The following is a 23,308-nucleotide window of genomic DNA, read 5'->3' on the forward strand; positions in this document are numbered from 1 at the left end:
TTCTTTTATTCAGGGCTTCCTTCAGTTGTTTCGATATCTTTCGCAAAATCAGGGTTATCCAGATTCGCATTAAAGAAATCCGCTGTGTTCGGAAGTCTGAGGTTCATGTTCATTTTTTGAGAAATCGTAACCGTGCAATCCTCAAGCACATAGTCAAAAACGTGTCCGCCTGAATTGCGTCCTTCGTCAATGAAGTGCAGGTGATAGCCTGAAACGGCGATTCCGTTTGCATAAGCTGGTGTCAAGAAACCTACGATTGTTCCTCTCACGTTGTCGAAGTTGAAAATCGGCTGTGTTTTGACCGCTTCAACCATTGGCACGTAAGGTTTTTCTTGAAGTTCTACCGTTCTTGTCTGCACCTTTTTAAACAATCCGTCAATACGAATTGCATAAAATAAGTTTCTGCTTGGCAGCATGCTGTTGATCTCTTTTTCAAAGTCTTCGCGTGTCATTTTCGCATCAATTTTGTGCGTCATGTCCGGTGTAAAGAACGTAAATGAACAGAACGGTGAACGGTCTCCTTTTTGGACCGGTGTCGCGGTTCCGTCTGAGCGAAGACGGTAAAATTCGCCGTCAAATCCAATCAGCTCTCCGTCAAGCTTGTTAAAGGTTCCGATACCGAAGTCTCCATATTTCGGAATCTCTGACAGTTCAAAATCTCCGTCATATACTCCGTCTAATAGAGAAGTCATTGTTGATACTTGATAAATCTGGCTCACAGGCTGATCTTTTTGACCACGGCTGAGCACTTGAATGTTGCTTTCTCGTTTCATATTTCCCTTCACTCCTTTTATTTAGTGCTGTTCATAAAACAGTGTCGTGATGCGCAGAGTGCTAGAGAGCTTTCGTTTTCATGAGTTCCCCAAATTCTTTCGGAAGCTTGTCACTTGCTAAATTAATGTTATCACTGTAGTCAACCGGGACATCGATGATGACAGGACCTTCAGCGTTCATGCCTTGACGCAGAACATCTGCCAGCTGGTCTGGTGATTCCACGCGCAAGCCAGTTGCTCCGAAGCTTTCCGCATATTTTACGATATCGATATTTCCGAAATCGACCGCAGATGTACGGTTATATTTTTTCAATTGCTGGAATGCAACCATGTCATATGTGCTGTCGTTCCATACAATGTGTACAATTGGTGCTTTTAGTCGAACTGCTGTCTCTAATTCCATTGCTGAGAATAAGAAACCGCCGTCACCAGAGACAGAAACCACTTTTTCTCCCGGTTTCACCAATGAAGCGCCGATTGCCCAAGGAAGCGCAACGCCGAGTGTTTGCATACCGTTACTGATCATTAATGTTAACGGCTCGTAGCTGCGGAAATAACGTGACATCCAAATGGCGTGCGAACCGATATCGCAAGTTACTGTAACATGATCATCGACTACATTACGCAACTCTTTAACGATTTCAAGAGGGTGCGCTCTGTCTGATTTCCAATCTGCAGGCACCTGCTCACCTTCATGCATATATTGTTTTAAATCAGAAAGGATTTTCTGCTCACGCTCTGCAAATTCTACTTTCACAGCATCGTGTTCGATATGATTAATCGTGGACGGAATGTCACCGATCAATTCAAGATCAGGCTGGTAAGCATGATCAATGTCAGCGATAATCTCGTCTAAATGGATAATTGTCCGGTCTCCATTGACATTCCAGAATTTTGGATCATATTCAATTGGGTCATAGCCGATCGTCAGAACAACATCTGCCTGCTCTAGCAGTAAATCGCCAGGCTGGTTGCGGAACAAACCGATACGGCCAAAATACTGATCCTCTAAATCTCTAGAAAGGGTACCGGCAGCTTGATATGTTTCAACAAATGGAAGCTGAACCTTTTTCAAAAGCTTGCGAACCGCTTTAATTGCTTCCGGTCTTCCGCCTTTCATACCGACCAAAACGACAGGAAGTTTTGCTGTTTGGATTTTTGCTATGGCCGCACTGATTGCATCATCTGCTGCAGGACCGAGTTTTGGTGCTGCAACAGCACGCACGTTTTTCGTATTTGTGACTTCATTCACAACATCTTGCGGAAAGCTCACAAAAGCGGCCCCAGCCTGCCCTGCTGACGCTATCCTAAACGCATTTGTAACAGCTTCCGGTATATTTTTTACATCTTGAACTTCTACACTGTATTTTGTAATCGGCTGGAATAGTGCCGCATTATCCAAAGATTGATGTGTCCGTTTTAAACGATCTGCACGGATCACGTTTCCAGCAAGCGCAACGACAGGGTCTCCTTCAGTGTTCGCTGTCAACAGGCCTGTTGCCAAGTTAGAGGCACCCGGTCCTGATGTGACTAACACGACTCCCGGTTTTCCAGTTAAACGGCCGACTGCTTGGGCCATGAATGCTGCGTTTTGTTCGTGCCGAGCAACGATAATTTCAGGTCCTTTATCTTGTAAAGCGTCAAATACCGCATCAATTTTTGCACCTGGAATGCCAAATACATGTGTGACACCTTGCTCCACCAAGCAATCAACAACAAGCTCCGCCCCTCTGTTTTTCACAAGGGATTTTTGTTCTTTTGTTGCTTTTGTCAACACCCTCACTCCTTATTATGCATTTTAAACGTAAAATTTTAAATATCTTGTGATAAGTTTCACTATACACTCTTTGGAAATTGACCTCCAATATCGATTCGCCTTATGATTAATATGTAATACGAATTATTAACCTATGGAAAGGAATGCATATTGAATGGAGCTTCGCCATCTTCAATACTTTATCGCAGTAGCCGAAGAGCTTCATTTCGGAAAGGCTGCCCGGCGGCTGAACATGACGCAGCCTCCTCTCAGCCAGCAGATCAAACAGCTGGAGGAAGAAGTCGGAGTTACGCTTCTGAAAAGGACAAAACGATTTGTCGAGCTTACCGCAGCAGGAGAAATCTTTTTAAATCATTGCCGCATGGCATTGATGCAAATCGGACAAGGAATTGAACTGGCACAGCGGACGGCCCGCGGCGAGCAAGGCCTTCTAGTAATCGGTTTTGTCGGATCAGCTACATATGAATTTCTGCCGCCGATTGTCCGGGAATATCGTAAAAAATTCCCATCTGTGAAAATAGAACTGCGTGAAATATCCTCGTCTAGGCAGCAGGAGGAGCTACTAAAGGGCAACATTGATATTGGTATACTTCATCCTCCCTTACAGCATACAGCTTTACATATCGAAACCGCCCAAAGCAGCCCTTGTGTTTTAGCTTTGCCTAAGCAACACCCATTGACTTCTAAGGAATCAATTACGATTGAGGATTTAAGAGATGAACCAATTATTACTGTTGCTAAAGAAGCATGGCCTACTCTATACATGGATTTTATTCAGTTCTGTGAACAAGCGGGCTTCAGACCCAACATTGTCCAGGAAGCCACAGAATATCAAATGGTGATTGGTTTAGTCAGTGCCGGAATTGGTATGACATTTGTTCCTTCCTCAGCCAAAAAATTATTTAATTTGGATGTTACTTATCGAAAAATGGACCAAATACAGCTTAATGCCGAATGGGTTATCGCTTACCGCAAAGACAACCATAATCCGCTTATAAAGCATTTTATTCATATTTCAAATTGTCAGCAGACAAGAACTAAAGAGAGTGATGCAGGTACATGAACGATACTTGCAATCTCTTTTTTCTTTTGGGTTTCTTATGGAAATTTTATTAATTTAATATAATCGCTTAGTACAACTTTATATCAGTATACGTATACATACAGTACAAATAGTTGGCAAGGACATTAGTAAGCGCAGGACATTAGTTTGATTTTAAAAATGAAAGATAGAGAGGTGAAGTAAATTATTGAGTTCACCGGCATATTCACATTGCTCGCTTTTTTCGTAACAATGATTTTTATTTTCTGGAGACCAAAAGGACTAAATGAAGCTATCCCCGCCACATTTGGCGCTTTAATGGTTTTATTGTGCGGAAGTGTGTCATTGGCAGACTTAGGGGAAATCGGAACAAAAGTCACGGGTGCATCGGTTACAATCCTTGCCACTATGATTATGGCCATTGCACTAGAAAGCTTTGGTTTCTTTTATTGGGTGGCTGCAAAACTGCTCCAACAATCCAAAGGTTCAGGCATCAAGCTTTTTTGGCTAACCAATTTGCTCTGCTTTCTCATGACCATTTTCCTGAATAATGATGGGAGCATTTTGATCACAACTCCAATCCTTTTGCTTGTACTAAAATATTTAGGTTTAAAAAAACATCAAAAAGCCCCATATTTATTAAGCGGTGTTTTAATAGCCACAGCCTCTAGCGCACCGATTGGCGTAAGTAATATTGTTAATTTAATTTCTCTCAAAATCATTGGAATGGATCTATATCTTCACACTGCCATGATGTTTGTCCCTAGTATGATGGGACTCATTTTTATGACTTGTCTACTGTTTATGTTCTTTTATAAACGTCTTCCCAAGAACCTGCCAGATATACCGAGCCATTTTCAGTCTCTGCGGCATAGAAGGTACCATCCTCTTCATTCGCCATCAGCTCCTTTACCAGAACGAAATCAAACAAAAATCATGTTGTTTGTGCTTGCATTTGTTTTTCTCGTCAGAATGAGTCTATTTGCAGCATCATATACCGGTATTTCTGTTCCTCTAGTCGCTGTCATCGGATCTTTTATCCTGTTGAGCTGGAGATGGATTTATTTCAAAACCTCCCCAAGAGACTTGTTATATAAATCGCCTTGGCACATTTTTATATTCGCTTTTACTATGTATGTCTTAATTTATGGTCTGCATAATATTGGATTCACTGAGTTACTTGTGAATTATTTTGAACCTGTCGTTTCTGGAAGCCTCGCCCACGCAACTTTCGCATCAGGTATCTCTACTTCAGTTTTTTCTAATCTCTTTAACAACCATCCAGCGTTAATGATCAGTACTTTTACCTTAACTGAAATGACCCTGAATCCTTCAACAACAAAAATCATCTACTTGGCAAATATTATCGGCAGTGATATCGGTTCATTATTATTACCTATGGGAACTTTAGCAACGCTTATTTGGATGCATATATTAAAACAGCATGATGAAAGTATTTCATGGGGCGAATATATAAAAACGACCATTATCATCATTCCGCTGACTGTTCTTTTTACGTTAACATGTTTATATTTTTGGATCAGTTGGTTATTTCTTTAGCACTGTATGAAACGAAAAACTGCCTTCTGCTTTTCAAGAGGGCAGTTTTGTATACACTAGGGAAGATGCATTGTCTTTAGATGATTTAACTTCCAAATGACTGGCTCTCCACTTGCGTTAATAAGCTCAATGATATTATTAGAGACATCCTTTAATAGACCAACTTTTTCTGGCACCTCTCCCATATCAAATATGACCAATTCACCAATATTTTTTTTGATCTGCTCCTCAAAATTACGCACAAGAGGAACTTTGGAAGGCACGACAGGCAATTGTGAGTTGTCAAGAGTATACGGTGTTTGTTCAGTTGAATAAGGGGTAAACCATTTTAAATGATGCATAGATATAAAAAGTATTTTAAATACAGGTGAGAAAAATACAATATAATCGTTTAAAACATTTGTAACATACCCATGGATCGATCGACCCCCAGTTACATAAACTTCAATAAACTGGCCTTTGACCTTGTTTAATGTATTTCTATATGAAAAAGCTTGAGTTTCTGCCTCTATCATTGGATCTTCCGGATTGATCAAAAATGGCTTCTCAGTACTGGTCATTATTTTCGCCTTGTTTATTTGATGAAGATGCAACAAGGGAATATAAAGATAATTGCAGCCATCAAAAATAACAAAAATATCCTGTCCGATATCTATGAGGGTGCCGACAAACCTTGTATCTCCTGAAATGACAACCTCAACATCTGTGTTAAGGAATTGATTCAAACCTTTCACGATTCTCCTCCTTTAACTGAAAAAGGGCATCACTTAATCTGATGCTCCTCCATTATCTATTAAAATTTACGTTTCCAGTGATAGTCTATCGTTCTGACAATCGTTTCATAGCTATAATCTTCCTTTTGTTTTCCTGAACTTTTTATTGAACTTGAATAACCTGGTGATCTTGATGATTGATAATCTGAAGATCTTGGTGATCGTTTAGATGATTTTGATGAACTCTTTGAACCTGATGAGCTGTATGATTTTGATGATTGATAATCTGATGATCTTGGCGATCGTTTAGATGATTTTGATGAACTTTTTGAACGTGACGAACAGCCAGATTTGGATGATTGATAATCCGAAGATTTTAGTGATCGTTTAGATGATTTTGATGAACTTTTTGAACGTGACGAACGACCAGATTTGGATGATTGATAATCTGAAGATTTTAGTGATCGTTTAGATGATTTTGATGAGCTATATGATTTTGATGAAATGAACGAATTGCTGTCCTTATCATTATTGTCTTCCTGGCTTTGTTCATTCTTTTGATCCTCTTTTTTGTACGACCCTTTTGGGCCTAAGCTGATGCTTTTTATGTGATAAGAATAGATGCGAAGCACCTCTTGATTTTTCACTATAGTATAATGGCCGTCGGCATTATCTACAAGGATACCCTCAATGGCTTCCGGACCTCCACGATTAATTGAAACCCATTTATGAGTCAGACTCTTAAAAACCTCGCTTAAATCATCAGCTTCCAAGACACCTGATGGCGTCTGTCCTTCTATTTTCAAATCGGGCTCATGTTTACTTATACTCTTTATGTGATGGATATTAAAATACACTACCCCATCCTCATTTGTGTTTAACGCAGCGTAATCATCTCCCAGCCAGACCAATCTTCCTTTTTTAGATTCCGGACCCCCTTGATTAAATTGAACTGATTGGTTCATGAATTGTCCGATTAAGCTATGAAAATCGTCAGCGTCGGGCATTTCCTCAGTCTCAATTGCTGTGGTGCTATTATTGGTATCCTCAGTAATACTTTTCACATGATCCAACTGATAATAAATTATTTTTTTTTCAGCTTGTAAAGCAATATAATCTGATTTTACAGCAGTTAATTTTCCTTTTTTAGATTCCGGACCTCCACGATATACAGTAACAATTTTATCTTTCATTGAATGCAAAAAGTTATAATAAGATATTTCATCATTTGAATGATACTTCATTCTCCTCTTGCTCATTCAAGTTCCTCCTAGTCACTTATACATAGATGATAAACATATTGCATATATACGTGTCACGTTTATTTGTTGAACTAATTCAATAGCCTAATTGTCGCTTTTTCAGCAGAATACCTATTTTCACACATTCATAAAATACTTAAATTATTTTTGAGGTATTGTGAACGGTTTTTAATATATTCACAAATCACATCCGGCTCACGGTCAAAACGCTCAACATCATTCTTTTTGTATGGGTCCATCAAGATAAAAGGCCTAATCCGCTCATACATCGCCATGATTTTCGGTTCCATATATTCTATCGTAAAAAGAGATTGGAGCGTTTTTTCTAACAGGCGCTTGTAGGACTTGCGAAACTCGGATTCATCCAATATCCGGGCGGTTAGTGTATTAAATCCTTGAATTCTTACATAATCGGCAGCCATCCGCTCTCCATGGATATCCCTGCCCCAGGTCGCATCATAATCCCAAGGAATCACCTCAAATAATCCGGTTTCCCCGCTTCTGTATAATGCGTAGTTGTGGACAAACCCGTCATAGTTCGAGGTGAATACAATACCGGCAAGCCAGCGCAAATACTTATCGACATCCACGTGTTTTGTCACTTCTGACTTAAACTGAGCTTTAGGGACAGTATTAATTTTAAAAATCATATCCTGTAAATAAAAATCATCTTCCACAGTCCCTGTCTTCTTTTCATATCCAAGCTCCAGCGACGTCTTCGTTTCCTTTTCCAAATCGCTCATCAGAGAAAAGTTAGCATCATCATCCACCGCGTAAAAAATCGCGCCATCAGCCAGCTTCCTTTTCGCCAAATAATATTCATCTACGGATTCAAGTTCAAGATAAACCCCTTCATTCTTCCCATTCACCTTTACAAACACAAACTCTGCCTTTGGAGACAGTGTCCCTAGCTCCGAGAAAAAATCCAGAGACAATTTGTTTCTCATCAAGGAAGGGTCTTTATACTCCGCATTTAAGTGAATCTCTCGCGCGCCGCGGAATGTTTTCGGCTGATAAAAGGAAATATGGTATGACTTCTTTTTGAAGTCTCTGATATGTGATCCCCGATAAGCGATATCAATATCCAGCCTTTTTTGATTTACCTTCATCACAGCTGGCACCGGATCATCGTCCCATATATCCTTTTTTAATTCACGCAAATCTTTTGGATGAACAAACAGCTGATAAAGCGGTAAATTGGATTGATTCTTCATCCATAATCCTCCTTACAAATATTAGGCTTTTATTTTTATAAGATCTCAGCGGAACACTTATACACTTTTTAAAACCGCGCGTACTATGAGGGTAGTAAGGATCTTCATCCTTAACATCATTTTTAAAAGGAGGATTTCAAATTGGGCCACTATTCCCATTCTGACATCAAAGAAGCGGTGAAATCCGCAAAAAAAGAAGGTTTAAAGGATTATTTATACCAAGAGCCTCATGGAAAAAAACGCAGTCATAAAAAGTCGCACCGCACTCACAAAAAATCTCGCAGCCATAAAAAATCATACTGCTCTCACAAAAAATCTCGCAGTCACAAAAAATCATTCTGTTCTCACAAAAAATCTCGCAGCCACAAAAAATCATACTGCTCTCACAAGAAATCACGCAGCCACAAAAAATCGTACCGTTCTCACAAAAAATCTCGCAGCTATAAAAAATCTTGCCGTTCTTACAAAAAATCTCGCAGCTATAAAAAATCTTGCCGTTCTTACAAAAAATCTCGCAGCTACAAAAAATCTTGCCGTTCTTACAAAAAATCTCGCAGCTACAAAAAATCTTGCCGTTCTTACAAAAAATCTCGCAGCTATAAGAAGTCATGCCGTACACACAAAAAATCTTATCGATCCCATAAGAAATACTACAAAAAACCGCACCACCACTGCGACGACTACAAAAGACACGATGATTATGACAGCAAAAAAGAATACTGGAAAGACGGCAATTGCTGGGTAGTCAAAAAGAAATACAAATAATCTAAGTTTTCATTGTTTCAATAGGCTGCCGGCGGAGGTACGGAAGCCTATTTTTTTATTTGCCCTGTATTAGATATATGTCATGACATAACATATGCAACCCGCATCATTTGGTTTCCTTTAAACCATTTCGTTATAATCAAGGTATCCTAACGATAAAGGCGGTTGTTGCTATGTACATATTTCAAGCTGATCAGCTTAGTGCCAAAGACACATACAAGCTATTGTCAGGTACCGTTATTCCCCGCCCCATTGCATTTGTGACAACACTTTCTTCAGAAGGAGCGGTCAATGCCGCGCCTTTCAGTTTTTATAACGTCGTCAGCTCAGATCCTCCGCTTCTCAGTATTTCTGTTAACAGGACGGAAGGACGCCAAAAAGATACAGCGCGAAACGCAGTGGAGAACGGAGAATTTGTCGTTCATGTCAGTGATGAAGCCATCATTGAAGATATCAATGAAACAGCTGCAAGCTTAAGGCCGGATGAAAGCGAGCTTACACGCACCTCGCTTCATCCTGTTGAAAGCAAAGCTGTTTCAGTTCCCGGCATTAAGGAAGCCCGCGTTCGCTTTGAGTGCAAATTAGAGCGGCATATTACCTTTGACAATGATCAAGGCGTCACTACAGCAGATCTGCTCATCGGAAGAGTTGTCTGCTTCCACCTAGATGAAAAGGTGTATGATGCAGAAAAGGGATATATTTTAACGAATGAATTAAAGCCTGCCTCACGATTGGCGGGAAATCACTATGCCAAGCTGGGGGAAGAATTCACACTGATTCGTCCCAGCTGAAAAGAAGGACTATTTAAATAGAAGAAACTAGTCAAAAAGACCTTATGATTACAAAATATCGCCTGTAAAAAACTGAAAAAATATCAAAAAAAGAACACCCAGAGTAAGCTCAGGGTGTTCTTTTATGAAACGTTTTTTCTTTTTCTTCGTATAAAGGTAGGATTAGGAGGAATTGGAATGACAAACTTTTGGATTTTAATGCTGATCGCTATTACCATCAGTCTCGCCTCTCAATTTTTTATAAAGAAAAAATACGGTATTGATAAATCCGGCTGGCGATATAAGCATGTCAGCAATACACACAAATGGATCGAAATCACTTTACTTATTTTGTTTGTGTTTTCACTCTCCTTTTTTCCAGTTGAATATTTGCTTCTTTTATTTTTTATTGTGATTGACTCAATACGAATTTTTATGGAGTGGCATTATAGACCTGAAGATAAACAGTATATGTACCACATTGTAGAGGTCTCCCTTATGTTTATGCTTTTGATTTATATTTGTACCCTATAGTTATTTAAATCCCCACAGCCGCTCCGTCTCCCCGAGGATCGGCTCCGCCTTGGAGAAAGCCTTCTTCATCAACTTTGATTGCAGCCGCTTGTCCCATCAGCGGATCATAGTCACCGACAACCTCCACGAGATGCCCGCTGTCTTTCAGTTTTTGGATTGTTTTGTCTGTGAATCTGCCCTCGACTCTGAGACCTTCGTATTCCTCTCCCCACGTTCTGCCCCATACCCAGCGCGGTTCGCTGATTGCCTGTTGTGGATGCATTTCGTAGTCCAGCATTCGGGTAATGATGGCCGTCTGGGTCTGCGGCTGGCCTTCGCCGCCTTGTGTGCCGTACAGAATTTTTGGCTTTCCGCCTTTACAGACCATAGCCGGCATCAGCGTATGGAAGGTGCGCTTTCTCGGTTCAAGCGTGTTGACATGATTTTCATCCAGTGAGAAAAATGATCCGCGGTTTTGCAGTAATATGCCTGTATCACCGGCAGTGACTGCCGAGCCAAATTCAAAGTACAGGCTTTGAATGAATGACACTGCGTTGCCATCCGCATCGATTACGGCCGCATATGCCGTATCACTTCCCACCGGCCTGCTTTCTGCCGGTTCTGCCAGATAGCCGATTTCTCCCGCCAATCGTTTCGCATAATTTTTATCTAAAAGCCTTTCAAGCGGAATGTCAGCAAACGCAGGGTCAGTCAAAAAGGCATTCCGATCTACAAAACTCTTTTTCAACGCCTCCACAAGCACATGATAATACTCAAATGAACCGTGCTCGATTTGTGTGAAATCATAGTTTTCCAAAATGTTCAGTGTTAATAAACCGGTAAATCCCTGAGAATTCGGCGGCGCCTGATACACACTGTATCCTCGATAATCACTTGATACAGGCGCTGCCCACTCACCCCGATGCGTTTTAAAATCATCGATTGTCATGTAACTGCCGTTATTTTGTAAATGTGAGACAATCCGCTGAGCGAGATCTCCTTCATAAAATGCGCTTCTTCCTTTTTCAGCAATCAAGTTCAGACTGTCTGCAAGCTCTTTTTGCACAAACCGCTCTCCCGGGACAGGTGCTTTGCCCCTTCTCGTGAAGATGTCAGCCGTGTAAGGCGTGGAAGCCAGCAATTCAATATTCTTTTCTGTGTGACGACACTGATCAGCTGATACAGGAAACCCATTTTGGGCATAATCGCGTGCGGGCTCCAATACATCTGCAAGAGACAGACGCCCGTACTCCTTCAGGACCGCATCCCAGCTATCAACCATTCCCGGCACGGTAATGGCACTGTCAATCCCCCGCAGCGGAATCGCGCTTTTTCCCTTATATACATCTCTCGTTACGTTTTTTCCTGAACGGCCGCTGCCATTGTAGACTTTTACTGCCTTTGTTTCCTGGTGAAAGGTCAGCCAAAAGGAATCCCCGCCAAGTCCGGTCATATGCGGGTACACAACCGCAAGACAAGCACTCACCGCAACAGCGGCGTCAAACGCGTTGCCTCCCTTATCCAGTATAAGGTTTCCGGCTTGAGAAGCGAGGTAATGCGGACTGACGACCATTTGCTTTGTACCGATGACAGATTTGTTCATCACAAGTCCCCTTTTTTAAGAAATTTTCTTCAGTATAGGGAGCCTGATTTTTCACATCTACTGATCCGGCAGAAAAACTGACGAACTTTCTTCATTTCGCAAATAATAATATATTTTCGCATTCAATTCGAAAACAAATGAAAAATTATTATTTCGATACGTAACTTTTATGATAAAATGATTGCTAAAAGGCTACGAAAGCAGGTGGAGCAATTGAGTCATGAATATCAAATCCCCAACCTTGTACTTGATGAGACTGATAAACAAATTCTCACGATTTTGCATGAAGAAGGCAGAATTTCTTATACGGATCTTGGCAAAAGAGTCGATTTGTCACGGGTCGCCGTGCAGGCCCGTATCAACCAATTAATTGAAGCCGGTGTTATTGAAAAATTCACCGCTGTCATCAATCCCGCTAAAATCGGCATTCATGTTTCCGTGTTTTTCAATGTCGAGGTAGAACCGCAATTTTTAGAAGAGGTCGCTCTTAAGCTTGAGGAAGAGCCTGCGGTCACCAGCCTTTATCACATGACAGGCCCGAGCAAGCTGCATATGCATGGGATCTTTGCCAACGATCAAGAAATGGAAGAATTCTTAACAAAACGGCTGTATCCATTGCGAGGCGTCGTCAGTGTTGATTGCCAGATGCTGATCAAACGATACAAAAGCCGTATGGGAATGAAGCTGTAAAGGAGAGAAACGAATGAAAAACCATCCTTATCGGGATATGACGGCCGCAATGGTTCGCACCGGCATATTAGGGTTCGGCGGCGGACCTTCCGTGATTCCGCTGATCCGCCATGAAGCGGTCAATAAATATAAATGGATTGACGATGATGAATTCGGAGAAATATTAGCAATCGCTAATGCGCTTCCCGGACCGATTGCCACCAAAATGGCTGCTTATCTGGGCTTTAAGCTAAAAGGCACATTAGGTGCAGTTGTGGCGACCCTCGCCCACATTCTGCCTACATGTCTTGCGATGGTGGGCTTGTTTGCGGCTGTAAATGTGTTAAGCCATTCAGCAATTGTTGCAGGTATGATCGGTGCCGTCACGCCGGTAATTGCGGTAATGCTCGGAATCATGGCGTACGAGTTTGGCCAAAAAGCGCTTAAAGGTTTCGGCTGGGTTACCGGCATCCTGTTTTTTATCATCGCTTTTATCGGCCTGCAAACTTTACAGATTAATCCCGGCCTGGTCATTATCATTTTCTTAGCGTACGGGGCGTTTCATTTTAAACTGAAAGACAAAATCACAAATAAACATTCAAAAGATAAAGGAATGTCAGCCTCATGATATCGATCTATTTATTTATGGCGTTTTTTATCGCAAACCTACTGGGATATGGCGGCGGACCAGCTTCTATCCCGCTAATGTTTGAAGAAGTCGTAAACAGATACAGCTGGCTCTCAAACGATCAATTCTCAAATATGCTCGCACTTGCGAACGCATTGCCGGGCCCGATCGCCACGAAAATCGCTGCGTATGTCGGCTACAGCGCAGGCGGGTGGCCCGGCTTCCTAATTGCCCTGATCGCAACCGTCGTACCGTCGGCGCTCGCATTGATCGTCCTGCTGCGCATCATCCAGCGCTTCCGCCAATCACCTGTCATCAAAGGCATGACGCTGTCCGTCCAGCCTGTCATAGCGGTCATGATGCTCATTCTTACCTGGCAAATCGGCGCAGACGGCATCAAAGCGATCGGCTGGATCCAATCGATTGTGATTGCGGGGATCTCCCTCCTTGCCATGACAAAATTCAAGATGCATCCGGCGTTCCTGATTATCGCGGCGTTTTTGTATGGCGGCCTTGTGATTCCTCATTTATAGAAACAAGCACCTGGACAGGTGCTTGTTTATTTTGGCCCAGAAATGCCGTTTGATATATGGTTCCTCGCATTCTCACAGAATGCCCTTATATAGGAGTCAATGAAAAAACTTGCAGCTCCCGGCCTGCAAGTTTTACACGTGATTTTTCTGATAAAACGTTCGCAAAACATGCGTCTCAAGGTCAGCCAGGCGGACAGGGATAGGCAGCCTGCTTTCTTGATTGATCAAGCTCATCGTGATCTGATAGCTGCTGTCTAAATCAATATAATTACCGCAAGACAAGAAAATAGGCTTCACGTCCCCCCGCGTTCGCAGCGCCCGGCCATATACCTCGCCGTCAATGAGAATATCGGTGTATGCACCGACTTCATTTTCAGGCATCACGAAATCATAGCCTTTGATTTTGAGATAGGTTTTCGCAATCCCAATTGTCGGCTTGCCCAGAAAAAAAGCCGCATGGGTGGCAACGCCCATATGATTGTAATGCAGATATCCGTTGCCATCAAACAAGAAGACATCCGGCTCCGTCTCCAGCTTTTTCGCCGCCTCGATAATCAAAGGCAGCTCGCGAAACGCAAGAAAACCGGAAACATACGGTACGCTGATTTTCCCCATACTATGCACTTTTTCAATGACTTCTTTTGTATCAGCGTCAATCACGATAATACTGCACACTCCGTATGGTTCTCCGTTCTGCTCCCAATAGGCGAGATCGACGCCTGCGCAGGTGTTGATGGAGTTGGGATGGATCGTGGGGGATAGGTTGATACGATTTTTAAGGTTAAATTGCACTTGTAAAAAGTCTTGTTCCTTTTTCATATCAAATTTATGCACATCAAATACCTTCATAACGATTGCTCACTCTCGACCTAAATTAATGTGAGTCTCTCTTCTCGATTCTAGTATTTCAAAATGAGGACTATCTGTATCTATCTCGTACTTATTTAATAGATTGCCTTCTTCATCCCAATTCTTTTCAGAAATTAGTATGGAATGCTCATACTGTTGCTCACTTTTTTTCCTGCCATTTTCAAACCAAATTATGCTTATACCGTGCAATTGCCCATATCGGTATTCTTTTTCACTTTTTTTATTCCCGTTTTCATAAAATTCACATGTTAAACCATGAGCCAGACCATTCTTATATTTAGTAAAATAGATGATTTGACCATTTGGATATAATTCGTAAGCCAGCCCTGTAAACGGCTGGCCATTTTCGTCTTCAGGATTATCTAAAATCTCATCACTTACCGAAGAGAACCATAAATCCTCAAAGTCCACTCCCTTTTCTTTTATACTCTTCATATCATATTCATTTTCCATACTTTAAAGCCTCCGGTATATAATTTGTATTTTGAGTTATATATTCACAATGTGGACATCTAGGCATCGGGACACCTTCTGGCATCTTTTTATTTATTTTCCTAGCACTTACTACATATACCATTAAATCTTTTAAATCCGCATCAGGTCTTTGAAGTAACGCTTCATTTAGAGCATTAACTTCGGCATGAGAACCCGCCCCTGACGTCTTTATATAACCTTCTTTAAGTTCTGTAGGCATATTTACAATTCTATCATGAATAAGTGGATGTAGTACCTTAGGTGGCTTCCCATCTATATTGTTTATTCCAAAATAATAATTGCCTGTTTTTTTGTCCAATACACCAGCTACCGCAGGGCCTCTTTGTTTTTTAGTTAGACCAGAAGATTTAATTCTACTAAGTTCGTTTAGTACTTCTGCCCTTAGATTTATTCGATGGTGAAGATCTTCTTTAGACAATACACCATGCTTATTTCTTAAATATTGAAGCCTAGTTTGTTTTTCTTCAGTAGTCTTAGCAATATTGCTAATAAGGCTTTCATTACTCACTTTATTGACATATGGAGCATTTTTTTGGTACAACCGATCAAAGTAGTGTGCCAATCCTGCTCCACCAATCATAGTAATAGCTTCGAGCGCCCCTTGCTTCCGCTTCTCCTCAGACACTTTGTTTCCAAACATATCCCGTCCTGTGACGGCTTCTGAGAATCCGTTTGACGCAACAAGGCCGTATGCACCCATTTCTGTCATTTTGAGAATGTCTAAGGATTTGCCTGTTTTGTAGGCGTCTAATGCGTGTTCAGCAGCGATAGCTGCTTTTCCGGTTTTGTAGATGGCTTTTCCGCCTTTGAAGGCCCGGCCTGCCCAGCCGACGACTGGTATGAATCCGGCAGCGGCCATAGCTCCTGCTGTCACACGCTCTGCGGTGGAGAGTTTTTCTCCGGTAACCGGATCAACGCCTTCGGTTGCTCTTTTATAATCATAATAGCCAGTGACTTCTCCAGTAAAGTTGCAAACTCCATCCCATGTTTTTTCGTACCACGGTTTGTTTGCTTCTTCCTCGGCTTTTTCCTGGAGCCGTCTTGCTTCTGCTTGCTGGGTTTTTGCATCGATATAGGTTGTTCCTTGATTTTCTACTTCAATGACGCTTTTGTAGACTTCATTGCTGTGGAAGGCTTTTTTGTCATAGTACATAGGAGAAGCGCTCTTCCCATTGCTGATGGCCTGCATGAGAACGGAATATTTGGTGAGCACTGCGTTGTCCAGAGATTCTAAATTTTGATATTCAGTTGTCAGGGATTCATCAAGCTTATCGACAGCTGTGATCGTGTCACGTCTGATTTTTTGGGCATCGCCCATCTTATCTGCATAGTCGTCAAGCGTATACATGTCGAGGTCAATAATATCGCTGATGCCTGACAAAATAGAATCGATTTCTTCTTTATGAGCGGAGACAATCTCTGAGGCTTTCAGGTCTCCATTGGGCAGCTCATGATCCAAAAAAGAAGTTTCCACATATGAATCATTCAGTTCTTGATCTTTAATATCTCCTGAAATGCCATTTAAAAACGCAATTTGAGCAGAGACAAGCGTCAGCCAGCTGTCTACGATTTCCGCCTGTCCCTGAAAAAAATCTTTAATATTGTCCGCGCCTTTTCCTTTAAAATTATCGCCTAAATCTGCAACTCCCTGAAACGCTTTTTTCAGCGTATTCAGCTGCTCCTCAAGCGTCTCATATTGCTTTTTTCTGCTCTTCGCTTCTTCGATTAAAGATTTAGATTCAAATACTTTGCTCATCGCACTGCCCTTTCTTTTCTATTTTACCGCTATCGCCTCGTCCTGCTCTTTGAGTGAATCTACATTATCCTTTGTATCCTCGATATTTTTCTGTACCGCTTTTTTGTAATCTCCGAGCATGGTTTTGATGTTCTCCTCACGCTCATGGTATTTTTTCGTATAATCGAGGCTGTTTTTTCCGTTGGATCCTGCGGCGCCGATTGATACGTCAGCAAGCGCATCTTTGACAGAATCTAATGTTTTGATGACTGTGTCGTACTTCAGCTTAATTTCTGACATAAAAAAAGATCACCACCATTTTAGTTTACTAATTGTATTTCCGACTTCTTCCGCGAACTCTTCTCCCTTTTTAAGAAGATCTGCTGCACCATTTGCTATGAACAATTCCGATGCATATTTAGCTTTATCCCATTCAAGATCAAAAATTTTCCCGTTAATCGAAGCCATATACTCGTTATATTTATCATTCACAATCTTAGATGCTTCCGATTTCGCCTCTTCTCTTCCCTTGTCGAAATCATCGGCTTTTGTTCCCGTCCAGTGCTGGCCCAATTCAGGTTTCACAATTTCTTTGATTTCAGTGATTGCCTCTTCTTGCAGTGTGTCTATGTCCTTTTTTGCTTTTTTCAGTTTTTCGATCTTGTCTTCCACGTCGGAAATTTTTCCGTTGAGCGAACTTTTGATATCCGCCAGCATACTTTCATAACCCATCTGAATCACCTCTTAATACTCAAAAAGTCGTATGGAGGGGCTGATGAAGATAGACTTTTCCATACTTTATTTCCATATATTATATTTTAAAATAGCCAGAAGGCGGCTTAAATAGGGTAAATGGCTTAATTTAGGCATATAACGCTCTTGAAATGTAGGTATTTGATCTTGTTTTTGTTCGTTATACAGCTAATAAAAGCGTTTTATAAAATGAAATCACCTAATGTCATAGTTATAAAGGCACTTGAAAGAGGCAGATGTTGTTGATCTGCCTCTGTTCATGTTTATGTTCTTCATCAGTTCGGCCACGTCTGATTTTGTCATTTGGCTTATATTATTTCCGTTGCTGATCCTATTGGCATCAGGTGTGACCCTTTGGATCAAAAGCTTGTATTAGCTGCAGTCCCAGTTGTACAGAACGTTTGAAAAGTCTTTTTTCCTTAGATCTTCAGGTGTGATGAAAAAATTGGCGATGCCGACGTCTCCCCACATTGAATCGATATCATCGTCTGAATCAATTTGTAAAAGCATGATGGTGTGTTCTTTATATGCGTATTCCCGGGGATCATGCTGGGTAAAAGAAGCGTATCCGCCAATTTTATGGCCAAATCCGTTTTCAGCCAGTTCATTATAAATGTCTTCTTCATCCTCGCCGAACTGACCAAAGAACTCCATTGTTTCCATGCCTGTATACTGCTCAAATTGAAAATCTGTAGGCAGCACCCATTCCGAAGATTTCACAGGCTCGACTGCCGCTTCTGATAAAATCGGAAAATCACATTCGCCTGTGCCAATAAATGAAAAATCAGAAACAAGGTCGTCTTCGTTTTCTATGATATTTTCAAAATAGATCACTCTAAAATTCTTTTGTTCACATCGATCGTCAAAATTCAATCCATAGACGTCATCATGAACAGAAATGTAGAACTGCAGGATACCTGAAGAAGGGTAGCCGTCAAGCTGGGGAATGTGCGAGAAATTAATCTGTGCCAGAAGCTTCATTGGCTGTCCATTTTCATCAGTCGGGTATGTTTCATGCTTGGGGAAATAGGGATCACCGGCAATTTTGCTGTCATATCGTCCTGTTTTCCCTTTTCTCACATTCAGTTTCACGTATTCTTTCGCTGATTTCTCCAGCAAGTCGCGGTACGGTCTCATTTTTTCGGGTAGATGATTCATCAGATTCTCTCCTTTTCCGGCATCTCCAATTATTTTTGGAAGGTTTTATTTTCTGGTTTTCTTCTAATGTTTTTCAAACGAATGTTTAAAGAAGCCCTACTTCTGCATAATTTTCCAAACAATAGTTAAATAGTAGCAAATGTATTCAGCACCCCGCAATAGATGAAAAAAAGACTGGTGCGCAACCAGCCTTTCTTTTTCAACTATTGAATTGCACCTGACGGAACAACCGCCTTCCGTCCGACAGAATAATACTCCACTCCTGAAGCCAAAGCCTCATCCAATGTGTAGCAGTTTCTGCCGTCAAATATGAGCGGCGTTTCCATCAAATCCTGATAAGCCGCTAACGGAAATTGTTTAATGTCAGCCCAGTCGGTTAAAATCATGACGGCGTCAGAACCTTTGACAGCTTCCTCGATCGTCTCTTTATATTCAACAGCTTGCGGGAGAACATGCTTTGCATGGCTAACTGCAATGGGATCGTAGGCTCTAATACGGGCGTCGAGCGCAGCGAGACGGTCTGCAATAACAATTGACGGCGCTTCTCTCATATCGTCGGTATTCGGTTTAAATGACAGGCCTAAAAGGGCAATCGTTTTTCCCGTCACCCCGCCGAGCCTGTTCAGCGCTTTATCAACCAGCATCGCCTGCTGATTGTTGTTGACTTTGATAACCGATTTCAGCAGTTCAAAATCATGCTCGACATTGCCGGCAATTTGCACGAGGGCGTTTGTGTCCTTTGGAAAACAAGAGCCGCCGTAGCCTATGCCCGCTTTCAAAAACTGGCTCCCGATCCGCTTATCCTGTCCCATCCCGTACGCGACTGCTTCAATATCGGCGCCGACCTTTTCACATATATTCGAAATTTCGTTTATAAAACTGATCTTAGTGGCCAGAAAAGCATTTGAGGCATATTTGATCATCTCGGCGCTTCTGATATCCGTTTGGTATATCGGGATTTGAAACGGACGGAAAAGCTCCTCCAGCGTATTTGCTGTTTTCTCATCGGCCGTCCCGATCACGATCCTGTCACCATGAAAGGTATCATAGATCGCCGACCCCTCACGCAAAAATTCCGGATTGGATGCGACCGAAATACTGACAGGCTCCGCTAGATGTTCAGTGATCAGTCCATTAATCAAATCGTTTGTCCCAACGGGCACTGTGCTTTTCGTTACCACGACTGTATCTCGTTTGACATGCTTTGCGATGCGTTTGGCCGCATCTGTAATTTGCTCCAGATTGGCGTGCCCGTCGCTTTTCTGCGGTGTGCCGACCGCTATAAAAATGATGTCTGCCTGTGCCAAGCCTTTCTCATAGCTCGTTTCAAAGTTCAGCCGTCCATCAGCTGTATTTTTTCTCATCAGCTCTTCAAGACCTGGTTCAAATATGGGGGAAATGCCCTTTCTCATTTCATCAATCTTGTGAGCGTCAATATCAATGCAGGTTACATGATGTCCAATCTCAGAAAGAGAAACACCTGTCACAAGACCGACATAGCCTGTTCCGATGACTGTTATATTCATTGTTTCCCTCCAACAGTTAAATTGCTGCTTTGCAGCTTCCGTAATATCGTATGAGAACATCCTATCATGAATGCGAATGATCTCCCGCATAGCCTGTCGGGTACAGCCTGTACAGATTTCTGAAATGTGATTCAACCATACAATACACTATTATATCGCTCTCAAAAAGAAAGTGGTGAAATGAGAATCGGCTGTTAAAAAAGACCAAACAATTTTCTTCTTTTGACCGGTTGCGGAGGCTGTCTGAAGATGGTCTGATTCCGCAGAAGAAGCTCTGCATTTTCCGTCAGCATATAAGGAAGTTCCGAGCCGAATTCTTTCTCTAGAACATAAAGAGCCTCTTGAGTGTGAAAATTTCTCGTTTTCACATTATGGGCATCTGAGGCTACGAAATGGATCAAATTGGCTTCAACCAGCCGGAGAGAAAATGCTTTCAGCTGCTTGCCGAAGGTCCCCGCAAGACTTCCTGAAGTAATCTGAGATGCTGCTCCTTTTTCCACAAGATGATACAGCAAAGACGGGTTTTCGCGAATTTCCCTGTTGCGTTCAGGATGGGCGATAACCGGAATATATCCTTTCAGCTGCAAATCATAAAAAAGCTGCTCCGCATATCGGGGAACGTGATCAAACGGAAACTCAATCAAGATGTGTTTTGTATCATTCAGCGAAAGCAGCTGCTGTTTGGCAAGGTCTTGTTCCACCTCGCCGTAGATTCTGATTTCCTGTCCCGGAAGCACATGTAAAGGAATGTCTTCTTTGATTAAACGTTTGTTTAACTGATTTGCTGCTTCTCTGACTGCGGCTGGCTCGTTTTTATACACACCGTTGTTATGATGAGGTGTCGCAATGATCGTCCGGATTCCCTGACGAACAGCGGCTCTTGCCATTTCTATGCTGTCGGCCGAATCACCTGCCCCGTCATCCAATGCGGGAAGAATGTGACAGTGAATATCGATCATGTCCTAGCCCCCTTTTTTCGCAAAAATAAATAACGGGCACGATGCACGTTATTTATTTTGCATGAAATTGTCCTTGTTTCCGTAATATCCGTATTCAGAGTGCTTCGAAAGCTTTTTGCCGTTCATAATCGCCCCAAGGAGCTTGCTTTTGCACGTTTCAAGCGCCTCTTTCGCTTTTGCGGCTTGTTCTTTTTCTGTTTTCCCACTTGAAATAACCAGAACAGAACCGTCTGCCACGTTGCCTAAAATCTGTGCATCTGCTACGGCAAGAATAGGCGGCGTATCAAAAATGACCATATCATATGCCGCACACGCTTCGTATGCAAGCTCCTTCATCCACTTCGAGGAGAGAAGCTCGGCCGGGTTTGGCGGGATCGGGCCGCTCGTCAGCACGTCAAGATGTTTTTCATTCGATGCTTGTACAGCCTGCTCCATAGAGCTTTTCTTTAATAAAACAGATGTTAAGCCAACCGTATTTTCAAGAAAAAAGGCCGTATGTACTGTTGGTTTTCGCAAATCAGCATCAATCAGGAGCACTTTTTTTCCCTGTTGGGCGAATACGACAGCCAGATTGGCGGCCGTTGTTGATTTTCCTTCCCCCGGACAAGCCGATGTAATCATGACTGATTTCATTTGCCGGTCCACTGAAGCAAATTCTATATTCGTGCGAATTGTCCGATATTGTTCAGAGTTCAAGGATTTCGGCTCTGTCATTGCAATGACATTTCTCCGCATCCGCGAGTCTCTGCTTTTTCTAAGTGCCAAAATGTCCACTCCCCGTTTTTTCAGATTGGAAACCCTGTAAGGTCTTTGCTGTTTTCTGCTCATTCGCAATGGTGGAAACTGTCCCTAAAACAGGTATGTCCAGCAAGGATTCGAGCTGCTCTTCCGATTTGATCGTATTATCCAAATGCTCAAGCAGGAAGGCCAGTCCGATGCTTCCCGCCAATCCGGCCGCAAACGCGATGGCAATGTTTAGAAGCGGCTTTGGCGATACAGGGGACGGATGTTCTGAAACCTCGGCTTTTGACAGAATGCTGACATTGTCAACATTCATAATGGATGTGATTTTGTCTTGAAAAACAGATGCTATAGTATTGGCAATATGAGCCGCGGTTTCCGCGTTTTCATCCCTGACTGATATGTTGACCACTTGGGAGTCCTGTTCGCTGGATACGGTAATTTTGTCATTCAGTTCTTGGGATGTCATCGACAGGCCCATTTCTTTAATGACTTCATCTAAGATGGCAGGGCTCTTAATGATGACATTGTACGTATTGATTAACTGAAGATTGGTTTGGACATCGTTAAATTGGACTTCTTTTCGTTCATTTTTCGATTGGTTGACCAGAATCTGAGTTGAATTTTCATAGATGGGTGTAAGTGCGAAGAAACTAATGAGTCCGCCGGCAGCAGTGGCAGCCGCGGTTACAATCATAATCAAAAGTATGCGTTTTGTTAACGTTGATAATATCTCTTTTAAGCTTGTAGATTCTCCCATGATACCTCCAAATCTCTTATAACATCCTTTTCCATCTACGATTATACAACGTTGAAACCGCATTTCTCCAGCTTTTCACGTGACATAATTCGACATTTTTTTACAATGCGTTATGTTAGTACTTTTTATGTAAGCGCTGTATTTACTGTGTTGACAGTGCTGTCTCATTTTCTCTTATTCGTGCAGTCACATCATCTCGCATAAAAAAATCCCGCTAAAGGCGTGCGGGATTTTTATGTTGCATATCCATTTTTAATATGAGAAATCAAATTTTCAAGCATTTCCTTCGTCGTCATCTCAGATGACTGCTCACCAATTTCATGTGCATGCATCAAAATTTTCAGAAATTCTTCTTGATTCAATTTCTTTTCACTCATCTTTTTATTCCTTTCAGCTTCCATTAAGTTGAAAACACGATTATTATATGATGCTGGTTATCAATTTGCAATCTCTAATACATCATTCGACACATCCCATTTTTTATGTCCT

26 protein-coding genes are annotated in these 23,308 nt (G+C 41.9%); 8 read left to right on the top strand and 18 right to left on the bottom strand.

What is annotated here, in order from left to right:
* Nucleotides 1-5 precede the first annotated feature (5 nt).
* Together budA and alsS are read right to left on the bottom strand one after the other, a co-directional pair.
* A complete protein-coding gene (gene budA, locus NYE20_RS19625) occupies nt 6-773 on the bottom strand; it encodes an acetolactate decarboxylase (RefSeq protein WP_024572687.1) in 768 nt (255 codons plus the stop codon).
* 61 nt (nt 774-834) lie between these two features.
* Nucleotides 835-2,547: an acetolactate synthase AlsS gene (gene alsS, locus NYE20_RS19630; protein WP_072173802.1), complete on the bottom strand. Its 1,713-nt coding sequence runs from the start codon at nt 2,545-2,547 to the stop codon at nt 835-837.
* Nucleotides 2,548-2,704: 157 nt separating this feature from the next.
* Here alsS and alsR point away from each other — a divergent pair, with 157 nt between their 5' ends.
* Both alsR and NYE20_RS19640 read left to right on the top strand, forming a co-directional pair.
* The gene (alsR, locus tag NYE20_RS19635) at nt 2,705-3,613 is read left to right on the top strand and encodes an acetoin biosynthesis transcriptional regulator AlsR (RefSeq protein ID WP_003227859.1); all 909 of its coding nucleotides are present in this window, start codon (nt 2,705-2,707) and stop codon (nt 3,611-3,613) included.
* A 210-nt stretch (nt 3,614-3,823) separates the two neighbouring features.
* Complete coding sequence (locus NYE20_RS19640) at nt 3,824-5,152, top strand: arsenic transporter (RefSeq protein ID WP_015251069.1); 1,329 nt, start codon at nt 3,824-3,826, stop codon at nt 5,150-5,152.
* Nucleotides 5,153-5,208: 56 nt separating this feature from the next.
* Here NYE20_RS19640 and NYE20_RS19645 read toward each other — a convergent pair whose 3' ends face one another.
* The 3 genes from NYE20_RS19645 to cotH form a co-directional block, all read right to left on the bottom strand.
* Nucleotides 5,209-5,886 (bottom strand): DUF2642 domain-containing protein, encoded by a 678-nt coding sequence (locus NYE20_RS19645; protein ID WP_017696595.1) that lies wholly within the window; start codon nt 5,884-5,886, stop codon nt 5,209-5,211.
* A 59-nt stretch (nt 5,887-5,945) separates the two neighbouring features.
* Nucleotides 5,946-7,124 (bottom strand): hypothetical protein, encoded by a 1,179-nt coding sequence (locus tag NYE20_RS19650; RefSeq protein ID WP_032727004.1) that lies wholly within the window; start codon nt 7,122-7,124, stop codon nt 5,946-5,948.
* A 128-nt stretch (nt 7,125-7,252) separates the two neighbouring features.
* The gene (gene cotH / locus NYE20_RS19655; protein WP_014478176.1) at nt 7,253-8,341 is read right to left on the bottom strand and encodes a spore coat protein CotH; all 1,089 of its coding nucleotides are present in this window, start codon (nt 8,339-8,341) and stop codon (nt 7,253-7,255) included.
* A gap of 141 nt (nt 8,342-8,482) precedes the next feature.
* Between cotH and NYE20_RS19660 the strand changes: the two genes are divergently transcribed.
* From NYE20_RS19660 to NYE20_RS19670, 3 genes are all read left to right on the top strand, one after another.
* Entirely contained in the window at nt 8,483-9,106 is a 624-nt protein-coding gene (locus NYE20_RS19660) for a spore gernimation protein GerQ (protein WP_072592564.1), read from the top strand.
* A 173-nt stretch (nt 9,107-9,279) separates the two neighbouring features.
* On the top strand, nt 9,280-9,897 hold the full coding sequence (locus tag NYE20_RS19665) for a flavin reductase family protein (RefSeq protein WP_072175604.1): 618 nt from the start codon (nt 9,280-9,282) through the stop codon (nt 9,895-9,897).
* Nucleotides 9,898-10,074: 177 nt separating this feature from the next.
* Entirely contained in the window at nt 10,075-10,410 is a 336-nt protein-coding gene (locus NYE20_RS19670; protein WP_014481121.1) for a DUF4181 domain-containing protein, read from the top strand.
* Nucleotides 10,411-10,414: 4 nt separating this feature from the next.
* Here the strand turns inward: NYE20_RS19670 and ggt are convergent, their stop codons facing one another.
* Entirely contained in the window at nt 10,415-11,992 is a 1,578-nt protein-coding gene (ggt, locus tag NYE20_RS19675; protein WP_161621171.1) for a gamma-glutamyltransferase, read from the bottom strand.
* A gap of 213 nt (nt 11,993-12,205) precedes the next feature.
* Here ggt and chrS point away from each other — a divergent pair, with 213 nt between their 5' ends.
* The 3 genes from chrS to chrA are packed head-to-tail and all read left to right on the top strand — an operon-like array spanning nt 12,206 to nt 13,822.
* Nucleotides 12,206-12,682, top strand: a complete 477-nt coding sequence (gene chrS, locus NYE20_RS19680) for a chromate efflux transcriptional regulator ChrS (protein ID WP_014478181.1) — start codon at nt 12,206-12,208, stop codon at nt 12,680-12,682.
* A gap of 13 nt (nt 12,683-12,695) precedes the next feature.
* Nucleotides 12,696-13,289, top strand: a complete 594-nt coding sequence (chrB, locus tag NYE20_RS19685; protein WP_015251064.1) for a chromate efflux transporter subunit ChrB — start codon at nt 12,696-12,698, stop codon at nt 13,287-13,289.
* The gene (gene chrA / locus NYE20_RS19690; protein ID WP_014665634.1) at nt 13,286-13,822 is read left to right on the top strand and encodes a chromate resistance efflux protein ChrA; all 537 of its coding nucleotides are present in this window, start codon (nt 13,286-13,288) and stop codon (nt 13,820-13,822) included. The genes chrB and chrA overlap by 4 nt, the downstream gene beginning before the upstream one ends.
* Before the next feature lie 132 nt (nt 13,823-13,954).
* Here chrA and NYE20_RS19695 read toward each other — a convergent pair whose 3' ends face one another.
* The 12 genes from NYE20_RS19695 to NYE20_RS19750 form a co-directional block, all read right to left on the bottom strand.
* Nucleotides 13,955-14,671 (bottom strand): endonuclease V, encoded by a 717-nt coding sequence (locus NYE20_RS19695; RefSeq protein WP_161621170.1) that lies wholly within the window; start codon nt 14,669-14,671, stop codon nt 13,955-13,957.
* Nucleotides 14,672-14,680: 9 nt separating this feature from the next.
* Nucleotides 14,681-15,145 (bottom strand): toxin-antitoxin system YwqK family antitoxin, encoded by a 465-nt coding sequence (locus tag NYE20_RS19700; RefSeq protein WP_003243602.1) that lies wholly within the window; start codon nt 15,143-15,145, stop codon nt 14,681-14,683.
* Nucleotides 15,135-16,943 carry an LXG family T7SS effector putative deaminase YwqJ gene (gene ywqJ, locus NYE20_RS19705; protein ID WP_339183891.1) on the bottom strand — a complete coding sequence of 603 codons (1,809 nt, stop codon included), beginning with the start codon at nt 16,941-16,943 and terminating at the stop codon, nt 15,135-15,137. Before ywqJ ends, NYE20_RS19700 begins: the two co-directional genes overlap by 11 nt.
* A gap of 18 nt (nt 16,944-16,961) precedes the next feature.
* Nucleotides 16,962-17,222, bottom strand: coding sequence for a YwqI/YxiC family protein (locus NYE20_RS19710; RefSeq protein ID WP_003221757.1), 261 nt, complete (start codon nt 17,220-17,222; stop codon nt 16,962-16,964).
* Between the two features lie 9 nt (nt 17,223-17,231).
* A complete protein-coding gene (locus NYE20_RS19715) occupies nt 17,232-17,654 on the bottom strand; it encodes a DUF5082 family protein (protein ID WP_161621168.1) in 423 nt (140 codons plus the stop codon).
* Between the two features lie 216 nt (nt 17,655-17,870).
* Nucleotides 17,871-17,978 (bottom strand): hypothetical protein, encoded by a 108-nt coding sequence (locus tag NYE20_RS19720; RefSeq protein WP_124047866.1) that lies wholly within the window; start codon nt 17,976-17,978, stop codon nt 17,871-17,873.
* 69 nt (nt 17,979-18,047) lie between these two features.
* Entirely contained in the window at nt 18,048-18,833 is a 786-nt protein-coding gene (locus tag NYE20_RS19725) for a YwqG family protein (RefSeq protein ID WP_161621167.1), read from the bottom strand.
* 203 nt (nt 18,834-19,036) lie between these two features.
* A complete protein-coding gene (gene uglF / locus NYE20_RS19730; RefSeq protein WP_072173792.1) occupies nt 19,037-20,359 on the bottom strand; it encodes a UDP-glucose 6-dehydrogenase UglF in 1,323 nt (440 codons plus the stop codon).
* Between the two features lie 194 nt (nt 20,360-20,553).
* Entirely contained in the window at nt 20,554-21,318 is a 765-nt protein-coding gene (locus NYE20_RS19735; protein WP_021480777.1) for a tyrosine-protein phosphatase, read from the bottom strand.
* A 48-nt stretch (nt 21,319-21,366) separates the two neighbouring features.
* The gene (ptkA, locus tag NYE20_RS19740; RefSeq protein WP_015714839.1) at nt 21,367-22,083 is read right to left on the bottom strand and encodes a tyrosine-protein kinase PtkA; all 717 of its coding nucleotides are present in this window, start codon (nt 22,081-22,083) and stop codon (nt 21,367-21,369) included.
* Entirely contained in the window at nt 22,073-22,819 is a 747-nt protein-coding gene (gene tkmA, locus NYE20_RS19745; RefSeq protein ID WP_041850438.1) for a protein-tyrosine kinase activator TkmA, read from the bottom strand. The genes ptkA and tkmA overlap by 11 nt, the downstream gene beginning before the upstream one ends.
* A gap of 233 nt (nt 22,820-23,052) precedes the next feature.
* A complete protein-coding gene (locus NYE20_RS19750) occupies nt 23,053-23,196 on the bottom strand; it encodes a hypothetical protein (protein ID WP_003242876.1) in 144 nt (47 codons plus the stop codon).
* Between the last annotated feature and the right edge of the window lie 112 nt (nt 23,197-23,308).

Origin of the sequence: Bacillus sp. FSL R5-0416, assembly GCF_037975425.1 — a bacterium.
Classification (GTDB): domain Bacteria; phylum Bacillota; class Bacilli; order Bacillales; family Bacillaceae; genus Bacillus; species Bacillus subtilis.